14 protein-coding genes are annotated in these 16,979 nt (G+C 66.4%); 6 read left to right on the top strand and 8 right to left on the bottom strand.

The window, feature by feature from the left end; translation table 11 throughout:
- Positions 1 to 141: 141 nt before the first annotated feature.
- The 3 genes from TPAU_RS21050 to TPAU_RS21040 are packed head-to-tail and all read left to right on the top strand — an operon-like array spanning position 142 to position 3,312.
- Positions 142 to 1,242 carry a sugar ABC transporter substrate-binding protein gene (locus tag TPAU_RS21050; RefSeq protein WP_013128769.1) on the top strand — a complete coding sequence of 367 codons (1,101 nt, stop codon included), beginning with the start codon at positions 142 to 144 and terminating at the stop codon, positions 1,240 to 1,242.
- Entirely contained in the window at positions 1,242 to 2,072 is an 831-nt protein-coding gene (locus tag TPAU_RS21045; RefSeq protein WP_013128768.1) for an ATP-binding cassette domain-containing protein, read from the top strand. Before TPAU_RS21050 ends, TPAU_RS21045 begins: the two co-directional genes overlap by 1 nt.
- Positions 2,065 to 3,312 carry a sugar ABC transporter permease gene (locus tag TPAU_RS21040; protein WP_013128767.1) on the top strand — a complete coding sequence of 416 codons (1,248 nt, stop codon included), beginning with the start codon at positions 2,065 to 2,067 and terminating at the stop codon, positions 3,310 to 3,312. The genes TPAU_RS21045 and TPAU_RS21040 overlap by 8 nt, the downstream gene beginning before the upstream one ends.
- A gap of 46 nt (positions 3,313 to 3,358) precedes the next feature.
- Here TPAU_RS21040 and eda read toward each other — a convergent pair whose 3' ends face one another.
- The 3 genes from eda to zwf are packed head-to-tail and all read right to left on the bottom strand — an operon-like array spanning position 3,359 to position 7,325.
- On the bottom strand, positions 3,359 to 4,000 hold the full coding sequence (gene eda / locus TPAU_RS21035) for a bifunctional 4-hydroxy-2-oxoglutarate aldolase/2-dehydro-3-deoxy-phosphogluconate aldolase (RefSeq protein WP_013128766.1): 642 nt from the start codon (positions 3,998 to 4,000) through the stop codon (positions 3,359 to 3,361).
- Entirely contained in the window at positions 3,997 to 5,850 is a 1,854-nt protein-coding gene (gene edd, locus TPAU_RS21030; protein ID WP_013128765.1) for a phosphogluconate dehydratase, read from the bottom strand. Before edd ends, eda begins: the two co-directional genes overlap by 4 nt.
- Positions 5,847 to 7,325: a glucose-6-phosphate dehydrogenase gene (gene zwf, locus TPAU_RS21025; RefSeq protein ID WP_013128764.1), complete on the bottom strand. Its 1,479-nt coding sequence runs from the start codon at positions 7,323 to 7,325 to the stop codon at positions 5,847 to 5,849. Before zwf ends, edd begins: the two co-directional genes overlap by 4 nt.
- 138 nt (positions 7,326 to 7,463) lie before the next feature.
- Here zwf and TPAU_RS21020 point away from each other — a divergent pair, with 138 nt between their 5' ends.
- Complete coding sequence (locus tag TPAU_RS21020; protein WP_041945368.1) at positions 7,464 to 8,642, top strand: ROK family protein; 1,179 nt, start codon at positions 7,464 to 7,466, stop codon at positions 8,640 to 8,642.
- Between the two features lie 40 nt (positions 8,643 to 8,682).
- Here TPAU_RS21020 and TPAU_RS21015 read toward each other — a convergent pair whose 3' ends face one another.
- From TPAU_RS21015 to TPAU_RS20995, 5 genes are all read right to left on the bottom strand, one after another.
- Positions 8,683 to 9,360 (bottom strand): SDR family oxidoreductase, encoded by a 678-nt coding sequence (locus TPAU_RS21015; protein WP_013128762.1) that lies wholly within the window; start codon positions 9,358 to 9,360, stop codon positions 8,683 to 8,685.
- Between the two features lie 79 nt (positions 9,361 to 9,439).
- Positions 9,440 to 10,708 (bottom strand): MFS transporter, encoded by a 1,269-nt coding sequence (locus TPAU_RS21010; RefSeq protein ID WP_013128761.1) that lies wholly within the window; start codon positions 10,706 to 10,708, stop codon positions 9,440 to 9,442.
- Positions 10,709 to 10,783: 75 nt separating this feature from the next.
- Positions 10,784 to 11,269, bottom strand: a complete 486-nt coding sequence (locus TPAU_RS21005) for a MarR family winged helix-turn-helix transcriptional regulator (RefSeq protein ID WP_013128760.1) — start codon at positions 11,267 to 11,269, stop codon at positions 10,784 to 10,786.
- 101 nt (positions 11,270 to 11,370) lie between these two features.
- Positions 11,371 to 13,425: a PhoX family protein gene (locus TPAU_RS21000; protein ID WP_013128759.1), complete on the bottom strand. Its 2,055-nt coding sequence runs from the start codon at positions 13,423 to 13,425 to the stop codon at positions 11,371 to 11,373.
- 108 nt (positions 13,426 to 13,533) lie between these two features.
- Positions 13,534 to 14,628 (bottom strand): DUF475 domain-containing protein, encoded by a 1,095-nt coding sequence (locus TPAU_RS20995; protein WP_013128758.1) that lies wholly within the window; start codon positions 14,626 to 14,628, stop codon positions 13,534 to 13,536.
- A 792-nt stretch (positions 14,629 to 15,420) separates the two neighbouring features.
- On the opposite strand from TPAU_RS20995, the gene TPAU_RS20990 reads away from it, so the two are divergent.
- Together TPAU_RS20990 and TPAU_RS23015 are read left to right on the top strand one after the other, a co-directional pair.
- Positions 15,421 to 16,005, top strand: coding sequence for a formylglycine-generating enzyme family protein (locus TPAU_RS20990; RefSeq protein WP_083773903.1), 585 nt, complete (start codon positions 15,421 to 15,423; stop codon positions 16,003 to 16,005).
- A 114-nt stretch (positions 16,006 to 16,119) separates the two neighbouring features.
- Positions 16,120 to 16,869, top strand: coding sequence for a hypothetical protein (locus TPAU_RS23015; RefSeq protein WP_013128757.1), 750 nt, complete (start codon positions 16,120 to 16,122; stop codon positions 16,867 to 16,869).
- Positions 16,870 to 16,979: the final 110 nt, after the last annotated feature.

The raw sequence follows: 16,979 nt of genomic DNA, 5'->3' as shown, positions 1-16,979 counted from the left end.
ACACGGGTCGAGTTGCGGCGATGTCGAGCTGCCCCCGTGAAGTGAGCAGTTGTAACCCGATACCGATACATCCCATGTCGATGCGCCGTCCGTTCCGGTCGGGCGCGGCGTGGCGACCCCTGACGTTCGAGGAGATTCCCCGTGACACTCCGATATTCGCGCACCCTCCGGGTTTGTATCACCGGCCTGGCGGTGGCCCTCGGGGCCGCGTCGCTGACGGCGTGCAATGCCAACAGCTCGCAGAAGAGCGGTGACGCGGGCGGTGGCAACACCATCGCACTGCTGCTCCCGGAGTCGAAGACCACGCGCTACGAGGCTTTCGACAAGCCGCTCTTCGAGAAGAAGGTTGCCGAGCTGTGCAGCAGCTGCAAGGTCAGCTATTACAACGCCGACCAGGACGAGGCCAAGCAGTCGCAGCAGGTCGAGACCGCGATCACCGCGGGCGCGAAGGCGATTGTGCTGGGCCCCGTCAACGGCGACGGCGCGGGCGGCATGGTCGCTTCGGCGAAGAACGCCAAGATCCCGGTGATCGCCTACGACCGATTCATCGCCGGTGCCGACTACTACCTGTCCTTCGACAACGAGCAGGTGGGCCGGATTCAAGGCAAGTCACTCGTCGATGCCCTCGGCGGCCGGGGCAACATCCTCATGCTCAACGGTGCACCGTCGGATCCCAATGCCGCGCAATTCAAAGCGGGTGCACGCAGTGTGATCGGGCAGAGCGGGATCAGGGTGATCGGCGAGTACGACAACCCGGACTGGAGCCCGGACAAGGCGCAGCAGTTCGTCACCGATCAGCTCAGCAGGAACAAGCCATCGGATATCCAGGGCGTGTACGCCGCGAACGACGGGCAGGCGGGCGGTGTGGTCGCGGCACTCACCGGTGCCGGCGTGAGCGCCGACGCGCTGCCGCCGATCACGGGTCAGGACGCCGAATTGGCCGCGGTGCAGCGGATCGTCGCCGGCCGCCAGTCCATGACGGTGTACAAGCCCATCGCCATCGAGGCGAACACCGCGGCGGAGGTGGCTGTCGCATTGGCGACCGGTAAGGACGTGCCGACCACGACTGCCTCGGGGATCCAGCGGTCCACGTTCAAGGACGTATCCTCGTACATTTTCACCCCGATCGCGGTGACCAAGGCCAATGTCGCGAGCACCGTCGTGGCGGACAAGTTCTACACCGCCGACCAGATCTGCACGCCTGAGTACAAGGACGCGTGCGCGAAGGCGGGCATCAACTGATGACCGAGTCCGGGCAACCGGACGTGACGAGGACGGCGGCCTCCGACGGTGCCGTCCTCGCCCTGTCCGGCATTACCAAGCGCTTCGGCGCCGTGCAGGTACTGACCGACGTCTCGATCGAGGTGCACGCCGGGGAGGTGGTGGCGCTGGTCGGCGACAACGGCGCCGGCAAATCGACCTTGGTCAAGGTGATCTCGGGTGTCTACCAGCCCGACGAGGGCACCATCGCCATCGATGAGAAGCCGGTCACGATTCCCGGCCCGTCGGCGGCGCAGTCGCTCGGAATCGCCACCGTCTTCCAGGATCTCGCGCTGTGCGACAACCTCGACGTGGTGGCGAACCTGTTCCTCGGCAACGAACGGAACCGAGGCGGTGTGATCGACGAGGTGAGCATGGAGACTGACGCGTGGCGGCTGCTGCGCAGTCTCTCCGCGAAGATCCCGTCGGTGCGGATACCCGTGGCATCGCTGTCCGGTGGCCAGCGCCAGACCGTGGCCATCGCGCGCAGCCTCGTCGGCGATCCGAAGGTGGTGCTGCTCGACGAGCCCACCGCCGCCCTCGGTGTGGCACAAACCGCCGAGGTGCTCAATCTGGTCGAACGCCTGCGGGACAACGGCCTCGGCGTGGTGATGATCAGCCACAACATGGCCGACGTCCAGGCTGTGGCCGACCGCATCTACGTGCTGCGGCTCGGGCGCAACGCCGCGGAGTTCACCGTCGAGGAGGCGACGACGGAGCAACTCGTCGCCGCGATCACAGGGGCGTCCGACAACGTGGTCGCCGCCCGCGCTCAGCGCGGCACCCAGCGACCGGAGGCGAATGATGGCTGACACGACGACGACCGGAGTCGCGGCGGACCTGATGGACGAGCGACTGATCGCCGCATCCGGCGTGCGCGGATATCTCACGGCGCAACTGGCGCGTATCCGGTCCGGCGACCTCGGTAGCCTGCCGGTGATCATCGGCCTGATCGTGATCGCGACCGTCTTCTACATCGCGGAGCCGAGCTTCCTCTCCTCCCGCAACATCGTCTCGATCACCCAGTTCGCCGCGCCCGTCGGCATCATCTCGCTCGGAATCGTGCTGGTGCTCTTGCTCGGTGAGATCGATCTCTCGGTGGGCTCGGTGAGCGGTGTGTCCGCCGCGATCATGGCGGTGCTGCTGGTCAACGACGGCTTCCCCGAAGTCGTCGCAGTGCTCGCGGCTCTCGGCAGCGGCCTGCTGATCGGGCTGCTCTACGGCACCTTGTTCACCCGGGTCGGCATACCGTCGTTCGTGTTCTCGCTCGCCGGACTGCTGGGTTTTCAGGGTCTGCTGCTGTGGGTACTGGGTTCGACCGGCACCATCAACCTTCCGCAGAGCTCGCTCGTGATGCGCTTCGCCCGCAATGAGTTCGTCACCGGCGCAGCCTCGTATGTGCTCGTCGCGATCACCGTGGCAGTGTTTCTCGCGAGCCGGCTGTGGGTGGTACGTACCCGCCGCGCTGCCGATCTGAGCACGACTCCGCTCCCGCTGATCGCGGCGCAGACGGTGGCGCTCGGTGCCGTGCTCGGTTACCTCACCTACTACGTGAACATCGACCGTGGCTTTTCGTACCTGTGGATCTTCTTCGTGCTGCTGGTGATAGTGATGGACTTCGCGCTGCGGCGCACCACGTGGGGCAGGCACGTTTACGCCGTGGGCGGCAACGTGGAGGCCGCCCGCCGATCCGGGATCCGAGTGAACGCCGTCTACATGTCGGTGTTCGCGCTCACCTCCACCTTCGCCGCACTGGGCGGTCTCATGGCGGCGGGACTACTGACCAGCGTCTCTCAGTCCACGGGAACCACCGATACCAACCTCACCGCCATCGCCGCGGCGGTGATCGGTGGAACCTCGCTGTTCGGCGGGCGCGGTTCCGCGTACTCCGCGCTACTGGGAATTCTGGTGCTGCAATCGATCTCGAACGGTCTGAATCTGCTGGGCGTGGGGTCATCGGTGCGGTTCATGGTGACCGGTGGCGTGCTCCTACTGGCGGTCGCGATCGACTCGATGAGCCGCAGAGCGCGCGCGTCCGCGGGCCGAGCCTGACCGCATCCGCAGGAGCGCACAACCGCACCCGATGCCGCGGCGGGCCTCACCCGTCGGTGCGGTTGCGCTCCGGAGCGAGTTCGCGGGTCGCGGCTGCCGCCGCGGTGATCGCGGGCCAGTCGGCGGTCGCGGTCGCGCCCCGTGTCACGAGCCAGGAACCGCCCACACAGCCCACGTTCGGGAGGGCGAGATACTGCGGTGCGGTGCTGGCGGTGATCCCACCGGTCGGGCAGAAGCGGGCAGTGGGCACGGGCCCGGCGATCGATGTGAGCAGCGCCGTTCCCCCGATGGCGGCCGCGGGGAACAGCTTCAGTTCGGTGTAGCCCGCTTCCAGAGCCGCCAGTACCTCCGATACGGTCGCGACACCGGGCAGGTGGGGGAGCCCCGTGTCGGCCATGGCCGCCAGGAGGGAGGGAGTGCTTCCGGGCGAGACGAGGAATTGCGCGCCTGCCGCGCGGGCCTGAGCGGCCTGCTCGGGCCGCACGATCGTTCCCGCGCCGATGCGGATCTCCGGGACCTCGCCGGCGATGCGCTCGATCGCCGCCAGTGCCACTGGCGTCCGGAGTGTCAGTTCGATGAGGGGCACACCGCCGGCGACGAGCGCGCGAGCGATCGGTACCGCGTGATCGATGTCGTCGATGGCGACTACGGGGATCACGGGTGCGTGATCGAGCAGAGACGGTGTCATTGCGAAATCTCCTGTGTTTCGTGCGTAGCGGGGAAGATGCTGGCGCCCTCGTCGGCGGGCCCGACCGCGGCCCGGAAGGTCGCGAACAGTTCGCGTCCGGTCCCGGCCATCTCCTGTGCGGTGCGAGGGCGGCCGGAAGGCTCGCGGCTCGCGAGCTCCTCGTCGGACACGTGCACCATCAGGTGTCCCGACTGCGTGTCGACGGTGATGAGATCGCCGTTGCGCACCTTGGTCAGCGGACCACCGGAGGCGGCTTCCGGGGTCACGTGGATCGCGGCGGGAACCTTGCCGGAAGCGCCCGACATCCTGCCGTCGGTCACGAGCGCGACGCGGTGGCCGCGGTCCTGGAGTACGCCCAGGGTCGGAGTGAGCTTGTGCAGTTCGGGCATTCCGTTGGCACGAGGACCCTGGTAGCGGACCACGGCCACCAGATCGCCCGATACATCACCGGCGGCGAATGCGGACAGGAAGTCGGCCTGGTCGTCGAACACCATTGCCGGCGCGGTGATCACGCGGTGTTCGGGTTTGACGGCGGATGTCTTGACGACGGCGGAACCGAGGTTTCCGTCCAGCGTCTTGAGGCCACCGTCGGCGGCGAAAGGGGCCTGTGCGCTGCGGAGAACGGAGGTGTCCAGGCTCTCGTGCGGACCGTCGCGCCAGTCGATGAGACCCTCCGGGGCGAGACTGGGTTCTCGTGTATACCTGCGCAATCCGGGTCCTACGACGGTGCGAACGGCGTCGTGCAATAGCCCGGCTTCCAACATGGTGGAGATGGTGAAACTCAGTCCACCGGCGGCGTGGAAGTGGTTGACGTCGGCGCTGCCGTTGGGATAGATGCGTGCCAACAAGGGCACCACCGAGGACAGGTCCGAGATGTCACTCCACGTGAGGATGATTCCGGCCGCCCGCGCGATGGCCACCAGGTGCATGGTGTGGTTGCTCGATCCGCCGGTGGCGAGGAGCGCGGCGGTCCCGTTGACGATGGCCTTCTCGTTGACGATCTCCCCGATGGGCGTGTAATCGTCGCCCAGGGCCGTCAGATTCGTCACTCGCCGACCCGCCTCGGCGGTGAGGGCGGTGCGCAACGGATTGTCGGGATTGACGAAGCTCGACCCCGGCAGATGCAGACCCATCACCTCCATGAGCAGCTGATTGGAGTTCGCGGTACCGAAGAAGGTGCAGGTGCCGTTGCCGTGATACGAGGCGGCTTCGGCGTCGAGTAGTTCGCTCCGGCTCACCTTGTTCTCGGCAAACAGCTGCCGGACCCGGGCCTTCTCGGAGTTGGGCAGCCCGGAGGTCATCGGGCCGGCGGGCACGAAGACCGTCGGCAGATGCCCGAACGCCAAGGCGCCGATCAGCATTCCGGGGACGATCTTGTCGCAGACACCCAGCATGAGCGCGGCGTCGAACATGTCGTGGGAGAGAGCGATGGCGGTGGACATCGCGATCACGTCGCGGCTGAACAGCGAGAGCTCCATACCCGCTCGCCCCTGGGTGATGCCGTCGCACATCGCAGGCACACCGCCGGCGAACTGAGCGATCCCTCCGGCGTGTATCACCGCTTGCTTCAACTGGGCGGGGAAGGATTCGAAGGGTTTGTGGGCCGAGAGCATGTCGTTGTACGAGGACACGATGGCGACGTTGGGCTTGACCGTGCCGCGCAGGCTCTTCGTGTCCGCCGGACCGGCCGAGGCGAAACCGTGCGCGAGGTTCGCGCATTCCAGGCGGGCGCGTGCCGGGCCCGCCGCGCCCGCGGCACGGATCTTGTCGAGGTACGCCTCGCGTGAAGGCCGGCTGCGCTCGACGATTCGCTCGGTGACCTCTTCCAGCACCGGATGCAGTGCGGTCATCGCAGCGCCCCCTCGTTCCACGTGCGGCCGTCACGCTCGATGAGAGTGACCGCGTCGACGGGGCCGTCGGTGCCGGCGGGGTAGCGGCGCGGCACCCGCTCCGTGCGAGCCCAATTCGCGAGGATCGGCTCGACCCACGTCCACGCGGCCTCGACCTCGTCGCGCCGCATGAACAGCGTGGGGTTGCCGCGCACCACGTCCATGAGCAGGCGTTCGTAGGCGTCGGGGGAGGGGTGTGGGAACACCTCGGTGTAGTTCAAGTCGAGGGAGACGGGTCTGAGCCGGATGCCACCCGGGCCGGGTTCCTTCGCCGTCATGTGCAGGCGCATCCCTTCGGTCGGCTGAAGCCGGATGACCAGCCGGTTGGGTTCGCTGGTGCCTTCACTGCCCGGGAACATCGGGTGCGGTACGGGATTGAATGCGATCACCACTTCGGAGTGACGCCGTTCCATGCGCTTTCCGGTCCGCAAGTAGAAGGGAACGCCCGCCCACCGCCAGTTGCGCACCTCGGCTTTCACCGCGACGAAGGTCTCCGTGCGGCTGTCGGCATTGTCCGCCTCGTCGCGGTATCCCGGTACCGCGACGCCGTTCACGAGCCCGGGACCGTACTGGCCTGCGACGGTGTCGCGCTCGGCGTCCTCCGGCGTCATCGGCTTGAGTGCCTGGAGAACCTTCAACTTCTCGTCACGGACGGACTCTCGATCCACGTACGTGGGGGGCTCCATCGCCACCAGGCAGAGGACCTGGAGCAGGTGATTCTGCACCATGTCGCGCAGTGCCCCGGAGGTGTCGTAGTACTCACCCCGCGATCCCACCCCGATCTCCTCCGACACCGTGATCTGAACGTGGTCGATGCTCGTGGAGTTCCACAGCGGCTCCAGGACCGTGTTGGCGAACCTCGTGACCAGCAGGTTCTGCACGCTCTCCTTGCCGAGGTAGTGATCGATCCGGAAGATCTGGGATTCGTCGAAGACCGCTCCGACCGCATCGTTGATGGCGCGTGCGGATTCCAGGTCGTGGCCGATCGGCTTCTCCAGTACCACCCGGGAGTGCTGGTCGACGAGCCCGTTGGCGGCCAGGTTCTCGGAGATGGGGCCGAACAGCCGAGGTGCACAGGCCAGGTAGTACACCCGGATCCGGTCGGCCTCGCGCGGCAACAGCGCGGTCAAGGGCTCCCAGGTAGATCCGTCGGCGGCATCGATACCGGCGAATTCGAGGCGGCGCAGGAAGCGGTCCACCACTGCCTCGTCCAGGGCGTCCGAGGTGACGAATCGTTCGAGTTCTCCGTGCACCTTGTCGCGGTAGCCCGCGGCATCGAGGCCGGCACGCGATACCGCGATGATCCTCGTGTCGTCGGGGAGCTGGCCGTCTCGGTCGCGTAGGTAGAGGGCGGGGAGCAGTTTGCGGACGGTGAGGTCGCCGGTGCCGCCGAAGACGACGAAGTCGCAGGGGGCGATGGGGCTGGTGGACGGCATGGGTCTCCTGACGTCGGCATTACAGACGTGAAAGTGACGCAATTACGCTCTTTCGCGGACTAATACTCGCATCTTCTTCTCCTCCGTGTGCGGAATTCGTGGTTTGCGTGGAAAGCCCCCGATGGTTCAATGGTCGGTATGCGCACGTCACGGTCCTCACGAGCCGCAGTGACCGCGGGCGATGTCTTCACCCTGATCCGCAGCGGAGATGGAACCACCACCCGCACCCGGATCGGGCATGCGACCGATCTATCCCGCACCGCCGTCGCGGCGCGCGTCGCCGCGCTGCAGGACGCGGGCCTCGTGCTCGAGCGCGCGGAAGCGGCGTCGAGTCCCGGACGGCCGGCGGCGGGCCTCACCGTGAACCCGGGGGCGGGTGTCGTGCTGGCGGCCGCGATCGGCCGCAGCCGTACCCAGCTGGGAGTGTGCAACCTGGCGGGCGACCTCCTGGCCATGTGCTCCGTGGATCAGGAGATCGGCGTGGGGCCGGATGAGCTGATGCCGACGGTCGTCCAGACGTTGGACGCACTCCTGGAGGAGTGCGGCCACCGGCGTGACGAGGTTCGCGGTGTCGGCATGAGCATCCCCGGGACCGCCGATCCGGAGCGGGTGTGCACCCTGGATTCGCCGGCGATCAGCGGCTGGGACGGTGTGCCGCTGACGCCGTTCTTGCGGACGGTGACCAATGCGCCGGTGTTGCTCGACAATGACGCCAATGTGATCGTGCTCGCGGAGCGCCGCGGCCAGCGCGATCGATTCGAGGACATGCTGTTGATCAAGGCATCCACCGGATTGGGTGCGGGAATCGTGGCCGGGGGTGCACTTCAGCGAGGGAAACGAGGCGCGGCAGGGGAGTTCGGCCATACGAAGGTCGAGGCCGCTGCGGGAATCTCCTGCCGGTGCGGCGATACCGGCTGCCTGGAAGCCGTCGCATCCGGGTGGGCCTTGGTGCGGGAGCTCCGCGATCACGGACGTCACGTGGCGCACCTGCGCGATGTGGTCGAGCTGGCGTTGTCCGGTGATGCGGAGGCGCGCAGGCTGATCCGCGACAGTGGGCGGCACGTCGGCGAGGTCCTGGCCGGTGCCGTGAATCTGCTCAACCCCGAGGCACTGGTCGTCGCCGGGGATATGGCGGGTGCATACGACCTGTTCGTCGCGGGCCTGCGGGAGTCGGTCTACGGCAACGCCACCGCGCTCGCGACCCGCGAACTGCGCATCCTGCCGTCGACCCACGGTGAGAAGTCGAGCGTTGTCGGTAGCGCCACACTGATCCTCGACCACGTCCTGAGTGCCGAAGCGATCGACGCCGCGTTGTGACGGCCGGACAGTGATGCTGCGCGCCGGGGTTCCGGCCGGATCAGCGTGGGCGGAGCACGATCTCCGTCGGATGCGCGTCGGCGGGGGTGTGTACCGCGTGCACGACCGCGCGGGCCACCGTCTCCGGCCGCAGTAGGTTGTCGGCGGAGTAGTCGCGACCTTCGAGTGCGAAGATCCCCTCCTGCATCCGGGTATCGATGCGGCCGGGGAACACGCTCGTCACGCGCAGTGCCGGTTCCTCGGCGCGGAGCGCTTCGGCGAATGAGGTGAGCCCGAACTTGCTTGCGGCGTAGGCGCCCCAACCGGGATTCGCCCGCTTGCCTGCGCCCGAGTTGATCAGCACCACATGACCGTTCGCCTCTCGTAGCGCGGGGAGGAGCGCCTTGGTCAGCTCGACCACTGCGAGCAGGTTCACCTCGAACATGGTGCGCCAGTCGGTGGCGGTGGTGTCCTCGATGCGCGCGATCGATGCGATACCGGCGTTGTGGACCAGCACGTCGAGGCGGGGAATCGACTGTGCCAGAGCCGCAACGGTGGAGTGATCGGTGAGGTCGGCGGCGAAGGTGAGAGCGCCGAGTTCCGCGGCGAGTGCATCGAGTCCGGGGGAGGGGCGTCCGCCGAGCAGCAGGTCGTGCGTGTCCGCGAGCTGCCGGGCGATCTGGGCACCGAGCCCGCGTGAGGCGCCGGTGATCAGGGCGAGGGGTCGTTGTTCGCTCATGCACTCCACGCTAGCCGCCGGCCCGGACGCGAGTGCGGCACCGTCGGAACCCGACGGTGCCGCACTCGGTGTGAACGAGTCAGAACTCCTGGTCGCCCACGAGCGCGGCCTCGGCGGGTACCTCGTGGGTATCGGCCTGGCTGTCGCGCACCTGGGTGAGGATCGCGGCAGCGACCACGCAGGCCGCAGCACCGACGAAGAACGGCGCGGCGGGTGTGCCGAACCACTGGGCCACATGCGCCACTCCGGTGGCGGCGATGGCGCCGCCGGCCCAGCGCAGGAAGTTGTAGCCCGCGGAGGCGACGGGCCGGGGCGCATCGGCGATGGACATCGCGGTACCGGTGAACAGAGTGTTCAGCACGCCCGAGGGGATACCGGAAAGCACCACGACGGCGACGACCACGCCCACGTTCTCGTGGCCCACCGCGGCGATCGCGAGCAGCACCCCGTAGGTAATGACGGCGACGATGGCACCCGTACGCTCACCCAGTGAGGCGGCCACCTTCGGGGCGAGCCAGACGCCGCTCACCGCGACCAATAGGCCCCAGCCCACGAACACCGCTCCCACGAAGTACGGACTCTTGTGCAGCACGAACGGCGACCAGGCGAGCACGGTGAAGAAGGCCGCGGTGTAGAACGCGGAGCCCAGGCCCGTGAGGAACAGACCACGCTGGCGGAGTGCGCGCAGCGGCGCCATGGGGGAGACGGTGCCCTCCCGTTCGCGCTTGGCCCTGGCCTCCGCCGCATCGGGCTTGAGCATGGTGGCGCACAGGATCGCGCCGATCAGCATGAGGGTCGCGGTACCGGCGAAGGGGCCGCGCCAGGAGATCCCGCCGAGAACGGCGCCGAGCAGCGGGCCGACGGCCAGGCCGACGCCGAGGGCCGCCTCGTAGAGCAGGATCGCGCCCTGCTGGCCACCGGTTGCGGCGGAGACGATCACGGCGAGCGCGGTCGCGATGAACAGAGCGTTGCCCAGGCCCCACACAGCGCGCCAGGCCACCAATTCACCGATCGACCCGGCGAGTGCGCAGGCGCCGGAGGCGATCACGATCAGCAGCAAGCCGGCGATCACGGTGCGCTTGGCTCCGAACATCGAAGTGAACCAGCCGATGAACAGCATGGCGACCACCTGGACTCCGAGGTACGAGGAGAACAGGAGGGTGGTCTGGCTGGGCGTGGCGTCGAGACCCTTGGCGATCGACTCCAGGATCGGGTCCACCAGGCCGATGCCCATGAATGCGATCACCGCGGCGAAGGCGGTGACCCACACCGCCTTCGGCTGATGGGAAAGCGTCTCACGCAGGCTCGGGTGGGCGTGGTTCGCCTCGGCGGGTGCGGTGGTCGTCACGTGCAGCTCCTCTCGTATTACTACGAAAGTCTAAGCAATATGGCGCACCCAGATCAAGCGCGTGTGACGGATTGCTCAGCCGTCCTCGCGGTACCGGTCGATGAGCAGATTCAGCGCGGGGATCGCGGCGTCCAGGTGGGCGTGGTCCTCGGCGGAGAGTTCGTGCAGGTGCCGGGCCAGCACAGCGTTGCGGGCGGCGATGAGTTCGGAGGTCAACTGTTGGCCGTGCTCGGAGAGCTGCACCACCACGGCGCGGCCGTCGTCCGGATCAGGACTGCGCTGGACCAGTCCGAGGCGCTCGAGGCCGTCCACCGCGCTCGTGGCCGACGGAAGCCGGATCCGCAGGAACCGGGCCAGCTCGCCCATGCGCACCGGGCCCAACCGCAGCAGGCTCTGCAGGGCCGACTGTTGCGCCGGAGTCAGATCGGGACCCGGAGTCGTCCGTTTCATCAGGAAATGCAGCTGGAGGAGCGGCGAGCGCAGGCGCGCGGCGAGGTCGTCGATGCGCGCATCCGGCGCGGCTGCCGGCGCGGCGCCGGGATCGTTGGACGCGGGGGTCATGGCCTCGATACTAGGCAAGAATCGGACGGTGCCGGTCCCCCGAGTGGCGGGACCGGCACCGTCGGGTGGCCGGATCGATTGCCGCAGAAGCGGCGCAGTCGCTACGTGCCGATGTTGCCGCTCGTCTTCCAAACGGCGACCACCGCAGGTCGCGGCTCGTTCGTGCCGCCGTCGGGCCAGTGCGAGGTGGGGCTGCCGGCGCCTCCGTCGTCCGTCTCACCCGGATGCTGAACTGCGACAAGAACGCGGTTGTCTCGGATGACGGGACCGCATGTCTCGGCGCCGTAGGGCACAGTGAGGAACTGCTTCGTCAGGCCCCGGTCCTTGCCCTCCAGCACCACGCCGAACAGGCCGTCGTTGCTCTTGAAGGTGTCCTGGGTGCCGTCGGTCGAGATCCACAGGTTGCCGAACGAGTCGAAGGCCACGTTGTCGGGGCAGCTGATGCGCGACACCTTGCTCTTGTCGTAACCGCCGTAGTAGGTGTCGGCCGCGGCGGGATCGCCGCACACCAGCAGCAGGTCCCAGGAGAACTCGGTGCCGGTGTGATCGTCGGTGATCTCCAGGATCTGGCCGTTCTTGTTCTTCACCCGGGGGTTGGCCGCGTCGATACCGGCCTTGCCCTCGGTACCGCGGTCGCTGTTGTTGGTCAGCGCGCAGTACACCTTCCCGGTCTTCGGGTGCGGCTGGATGTCCTCCGGGCGGTCCATCTTGGTGGCGCCGGCCTTATCGGCGGCCACCCGGGTGTACACCGCGACGTTCTCCGGCGGCATGCCGTCGATGTGCGAGGTCGCCTTGCCGGATGCGTCCACCGTGAGCAAGGCGATCCACTTTCCGGTTCCCTTGTACCCGCCCGCCGGAACCTTGCCGTCCTCGACCTTCGGGCCCTCGAACTTGGCCACGTACAGAGTGCCCTCGTCGAGGATCCGCATGTTCGACTCCATTGCGGCGGGCCCCTTGCCCTGCTGGATCTTCCGCGACGAGACGAACTTGTAGATGTACTCGAATTTCGAGTCGTCACCCGAATACGCCACCACAGTGCCGTTCGAGGTCACATGGATGTTGGAGCCCTCGTGCTTGAACCGGCCCATGGCCGAGTGCTTCACCGGCGTGGAGCGCGGATCGTGGGGATTGAGCTCGACGATGTAGCCGAATCGGTTGGCCTCGTTGATCTCCTTGGCCAGGTTGAACCGGTCCTCGTATTTACCCCAGTTGTGGTAGTCCGAGTCCTTGCCCAGTCCGTACCGCTTCCAACCCTCCTTGAGGCCGTCGATCGGCGGGGTGTCGGCGCCGGAGAAGTAGTTGGTGTAGTTCTCCTCGCCGGACAGCATGGTGCCCCAGGGGGTGATGCCGCCGGAGCAGTTCGCGATGGTGCCCAGTACCCGGGTGCCCGTGGGATCGGCGGCGGTCTTGACGAACCACGAACCGGCGGCGGGGCCGCGCAGCTCGAACTCCGTCGATGCGGTGACGCGCCGATTGTATTCGCCCAGAACAGGAGTCAGCTTGCCGGAGCCCGGCTCGCCCTTCACCTCCACGACAGTGAGGCCGTGCGCGGCCATCTCGACCCGCACCTGATTCTCGGTGGGGTTCTTCTCGTCGTAGCCCTTGAACATGTGCTTTCCGGTGGTGTACTCCTGGTTGCACACCATCAGATACGTGTCCGGCTTACCGTCCACCTCGATCAGATCGGTGAAATCGTTGTTGTAGCCGAACTGTTGGGCCTGCGCCTCCGGAGTCTGGTTGTCGAAGTCGAACTTCGGCGCGCCCGGCAGCACCGGATCACCCCAGGCGATCACCACGGCCTGCTCGTAACCTTCCGGAATCACGACGCGGTCTTCGCTGTTCGCGGCCACCGAGGTGAAATTCAGTCCGGGAGCCTTGATATCGGCACCTGCTGCCGAACCCGCTGAGGACGAACCGGCGGAGCCGGTGCTCGCGTCGCCACAGGCGGCGAGCACCGTGGTGGCGCCCACGCCCACGGCCGCGATGCCCGCACCCTTGAGAATGGTGCGGCGGGTCAGATCGCCGAAGTACTCGTTGTCGGACGTGTTGTCGTGGGGGCGGAAACACTGCTCGCCGCACTTGTACTTGCAGGTGGTGTGCGAGCGCGCGGACTGGCCGTCGTGATCGACGAGCAGACGCAGGTTGGGCAGGCGCATGAGACTCCCTCGGGGCTGAAGCGGGGATCGGCTGAGTAAATCAGCGACAATGTCTCAGGGCGACGTGAGCGGTAGGGAAAGCTTCGGTAACGGATAACCAAAGTGCCGTTAGGCATCCACAGGAACCGGCGTGGCGCCCTCACGCCGGTTGCGGACCACGCTGGAGATCAGCGCCGCGATGATCAGCACGAGTCCGATCAGGCCGGTCACCACCTCGGGTACCGGGGTGCCGATCGAGTACAACAGGATCACGGCGAGCGCACCGATCGCCCAGTGCGCCCCGTGTTCGAGGTACACGTACTGCGACAGCGTGCCCTGGCGCACCAGGTACACGGTGATGGACCGGACGAACATCGCGCCGATCAAGCCGAGGCCCAGGGCGATGATGATCGGATCAGCGGTGATCGCGAACGCGCCGATCACCCCATCGAAGGAGAACGACGCGTCGAGCACCTCGAGGTAGAGGAACAGGAAGAAGCCCGCCTTACCGGCCGCCTTCGCCAGCTCCGATGGTCCGCTGTTCGGCTTGCTCTCGGCGTCGAGGTCGGCGATCTCCGCTTCCTCGTCGATGTGGAAGAGCTCGCCGAGGCCGTTCACCACCAGGTACGTCATCATTCCCAGCAGACCGGCGACGAGCACCGTGGTCTCCTCGCCGGGGTGAGCGATGTACATCGCGGTGTAGAGCAGCGCGCCGGAGGCGATCACCACGGACAGCTGGTCGAGCCGGCCGATCTTCTCCAGGGGCTTCTCGATCCAGCTGAGCCAGGTGACGTCCTTCTCCGCGAGTACGAAGTCGAGGAAGAGCATCAGCAGGAAGATGCCGCCGAAGGCCGCGATCTGGGGGTGCGCCGCGGTCACGAGAGATTCGTACGTGGGGGAGCCGTCGGTGGGCGGGTTGAGCGCGAGTCGCATGGCGTGCACCGGGTCGAGACCCGCGGTGATCCACACGATGGCCAGCGGAAACAACAGCCGCATGCCCACCACGGCGATCAGGATGCCCACGGTGAGGAACATCTTCTGCCAGAAGTCGCTCATCCGGCGCAGCACCGTCGCGTTGATCACCGCGTTGTCGAACGACAGGCTGATCTCCAGGACGCCCAGGATCGCGGTGAGCAGTAGGGCCTGGGGGCCGCCGTAGAGGAAGGCGACGATCAGGGCGGCGATCGTCACGACGATCGAGAGTCCGAAGGTCCGCAGTGCCACCGGGCGCCTTTCCGTGGGTTCGTGCCCGGTGGGTCACCGGGCTGGTTCGCACATCGAACCTACGCCCGTCGCGCCCGGCCTGCGCACAAGGCTTGTGTTGAGCAGCCTGAGGGCGTGACGCCGCAAGATCCGAGCGGCATCCCTGCGGGTGCTCTGCTCATCGATCCGGGCCGGGATGCAGCCACCGACTCAGCCGCCGCGACCGTGGTTGGGGAGCTGATCGATGTCGGTGTCCTCACCGCTATCACCACGGGTTCTGCCGACGATGACCCCGACCCCGATCCCAGCACCTCGGACGCGGACAGAGACGGTACAGATGCCCCGCCGCCGGCACTGTCTGTGGGGATGCTGTTGCCGCCATGGTCGGGGCGGTGTGGTGGATGTGCAGGTGGTCAATGCTGGATCAGCGGGGCGTAGGCGGACCTGGAAACCCGGGCGGGGTTAAAACACGGTGCGCGGCGCTGACATGCCGCGAGGCAGCCGCAGGAGTTGTTGTATGACCATCGGCGGATCGAATTGGCCGCCGACGCCCTACACGCGCTCAACCAACCCGATCCCACCCCCGCCGGCGGGGCTGGGGGAGGGTTCCGGTTCGGAGCCGCAACAGCCGGGGATATCCCGGCGACAGTGCGGTCGTTTGGGCGGCGTCGCAGACCTGGGCGCTGTATCGGTTGCGGGTCGATCAAATCATCATGGCCTCTTTGATCACCCTGGCGGTGATGGTCCTCGGTCTCGGTTTCACCCTCGCCGCACTCACATGAACAACCGCATAAGCAGTCGAATGGGTGTCATCTGCGGCGTGCCAATTTTGGGTCCAACGTCGCCAAACTTGACGACCATCAGGTGGTGCACGTCTCGCATGCTGATGCGCTGGCGTACTGCCGGTGGGCCGACCGTGCGCTGCCCAGTGAAGCGCAGTGGGAAGCGGCAGCTCGCGGCACACTCACCGGGCAACCGTATCCGTGGGGCGGCCGACCACCCACCGATGCAGACGAGCCGCGGAAGCTGAACATCTTCCGCGGGACCTTCCCCGGTATTCCGCCGGAGTACTCAATCGGGACGGTCCCAGTGCGCTCCTTCGCGCCCAACGACTTCGGTCTCTACAACGACTTCGGTCTCTACAACACCGTCGGCAACGTATGGGAGTGGTGCGCAGACAGCTTCACCACCAATGCCTACCGCGACCGCATCGAATCCGGGCAACTCGTCACTGACCCCCTCATCGATGACCCTACTGCCCCCGACCGTGTCCTACGCGGCGGAAGCTACCTCTGCAACGCCAGCTATTGTGCCCGCTACCGCACCACCGCCCGCGGCCACGCCACGCCACTCACCACCAGCACCCACATCGGCTTCCGCACCATCGCCAACCATTAGCGCCAGGGCAGCAGAAACACGTCAGCGAGTCATGTTCAACTACGTGACCGACGATACAATTGACCACTACCGCAGCAGCTTTCGGACGGAAGAAGCAACGTGCGCACAGACGTTATGGAACAACTCACCAGCCGAACACTGGCTCCGATCTACGACCTCGATAAGGTCCCCCCGAGCGTGCCGCGGACCTGGATCGACGCCGCCCGCCTCGGCGGCCCCGAAGGCGTTCGAGCCTTCCTCGACAACCCCGACAATGCAGCCCTGCGCGAAACACTGCCGCTAATGACCAGCTACATCCACGAACACGCAGTCGACCTATTCATCGCAGAATTCACCCGCCCCGACCTCGAAAACGCCAAACCAGAACCGGTCCTCACCTACGCCTTCACAACCCACGACGAAAAGGAGCCCTACCTGACCGCCAGGCTCGGCCCTCTGCCGCAGAACGAGGGGTTTCCCGCTGGGTATCCCGAAGATCTCAAGCAACTAGCAACAGTCCACGCCGGATTCTTCGACCACTGGACATTCGGCGGACCGGCACCTGTAGACGTATTTAAACCCCTCGGTATCGGCCATCGGGACACCATTGAGCGCCGAATTTCGAACTCGAACACAGATCCATTTCCATTCGTTTTCGAGGACGAAAATTTCAAGGAACTGCCGGATTTAGATCGACCTGAAATTAAGAATCTCTGCCCGGTGTGGAGCTTGGGAGACCGCAAAAGGGTAAGATTTTTGTGTGTCGACAATGCTACGCAAGTTGTTTGGTTCGTGACTGTCTCAGAAGGAATCGGACGAATTTCCGGGACGGCGTCAGAATTCATTGACGATGCGGTGTCAAGCGGATTTTCGGCGCATGTGTAATCGGTGAGACACTGACGCCGATTGCTGGCTTGATCGCCGCAGCCAGACGGACCCACCTTGAACCGTGTTTAGAACCAATCGGGTGATGCGCCTGCGCTAATCGCAACTGA

This window comes from Tsukamurella paurometabola DSM 20162, assembly GCF_000092225.1.
In the GTDB taxonomy this organism is placed as follows: domain Bacteria; phylum Actinomycetota; class Actinomycetes; order Mycobacteriales; family Mycobacteriaceae; genus Tsukamurella; species Tsukamurella paurometabola.
This window is presented reverse-complemented; position numbering and strand designations above follow the sequence as displayed.

Coding starts and splice junctions, on each gene's coding strand:
- TPAU_RS21045 (WP_013128768.1), top strand. CDS start 1,242: ATGACCGAGTCCGGGCAACCGGACGTGACGAGGACGGCGGCCTCCGAC.
- TPAU_RS21040 (WP_013128767.1), top strand. CDS start 2,065: ATGGCTGACACGACGACGACCGGAGTCGCGGCGGACCTGATGGACGAG.
- eda (WP_013128766.1), bottom strand. CDS start 4,000: ATGACACCGTCTCTGCTCGATCACGCACCCGTGATCCCCGTAGTCGCC.
- edd (WP_013128765.1), bottom strand. CDS start 5,850: ATGACCGCACTGCATCCGGTGCTGGAAGAGGTCACCGAGCGAATCGTC.
- zwf (WP_013128764.1), bottom strand. CDS start 7,325: ATGCCGTCCACCAGCCCCATCGCCCCCTGCGACTTCGTCGTCTTCGGC.
- TPAU_RS21020 (WP_041945368.1), top strand. CDS start 7,464: ATGCGCACGTCACGGTCCTCACGAGCCGCAGTGACCGCGGGCGATGTC.
- TPAU_RS21015 (WP_013128762.1), bottom strand. CDS start 9,360: ATGAGCGAACAACGACCCCTCGCCCTGATCACCGGCGCCTCACGCGGG.
- TPAU_RS21005 (WP_013128760.1), bottom strand. CDS start 11,269: ATGACCCCCGCGTCCAACGATCCCGGCGCCGCGCCGGCAGCCGCGCCG.
- TPAU_RS21000 (WP_013128759.1), bottom strand. CDS start 13,425: ATGCGCCTGCCCAACCTGCGTCTGCTCGTCGATCACGACGGCCAGTCC.
- TPAU_RS23015 (WP_013128757.1), top strand. CDS start 16,120: ATGGAACAACTCACCAGCCGAACACTGGCTCCGATCTACGACCTCGAT.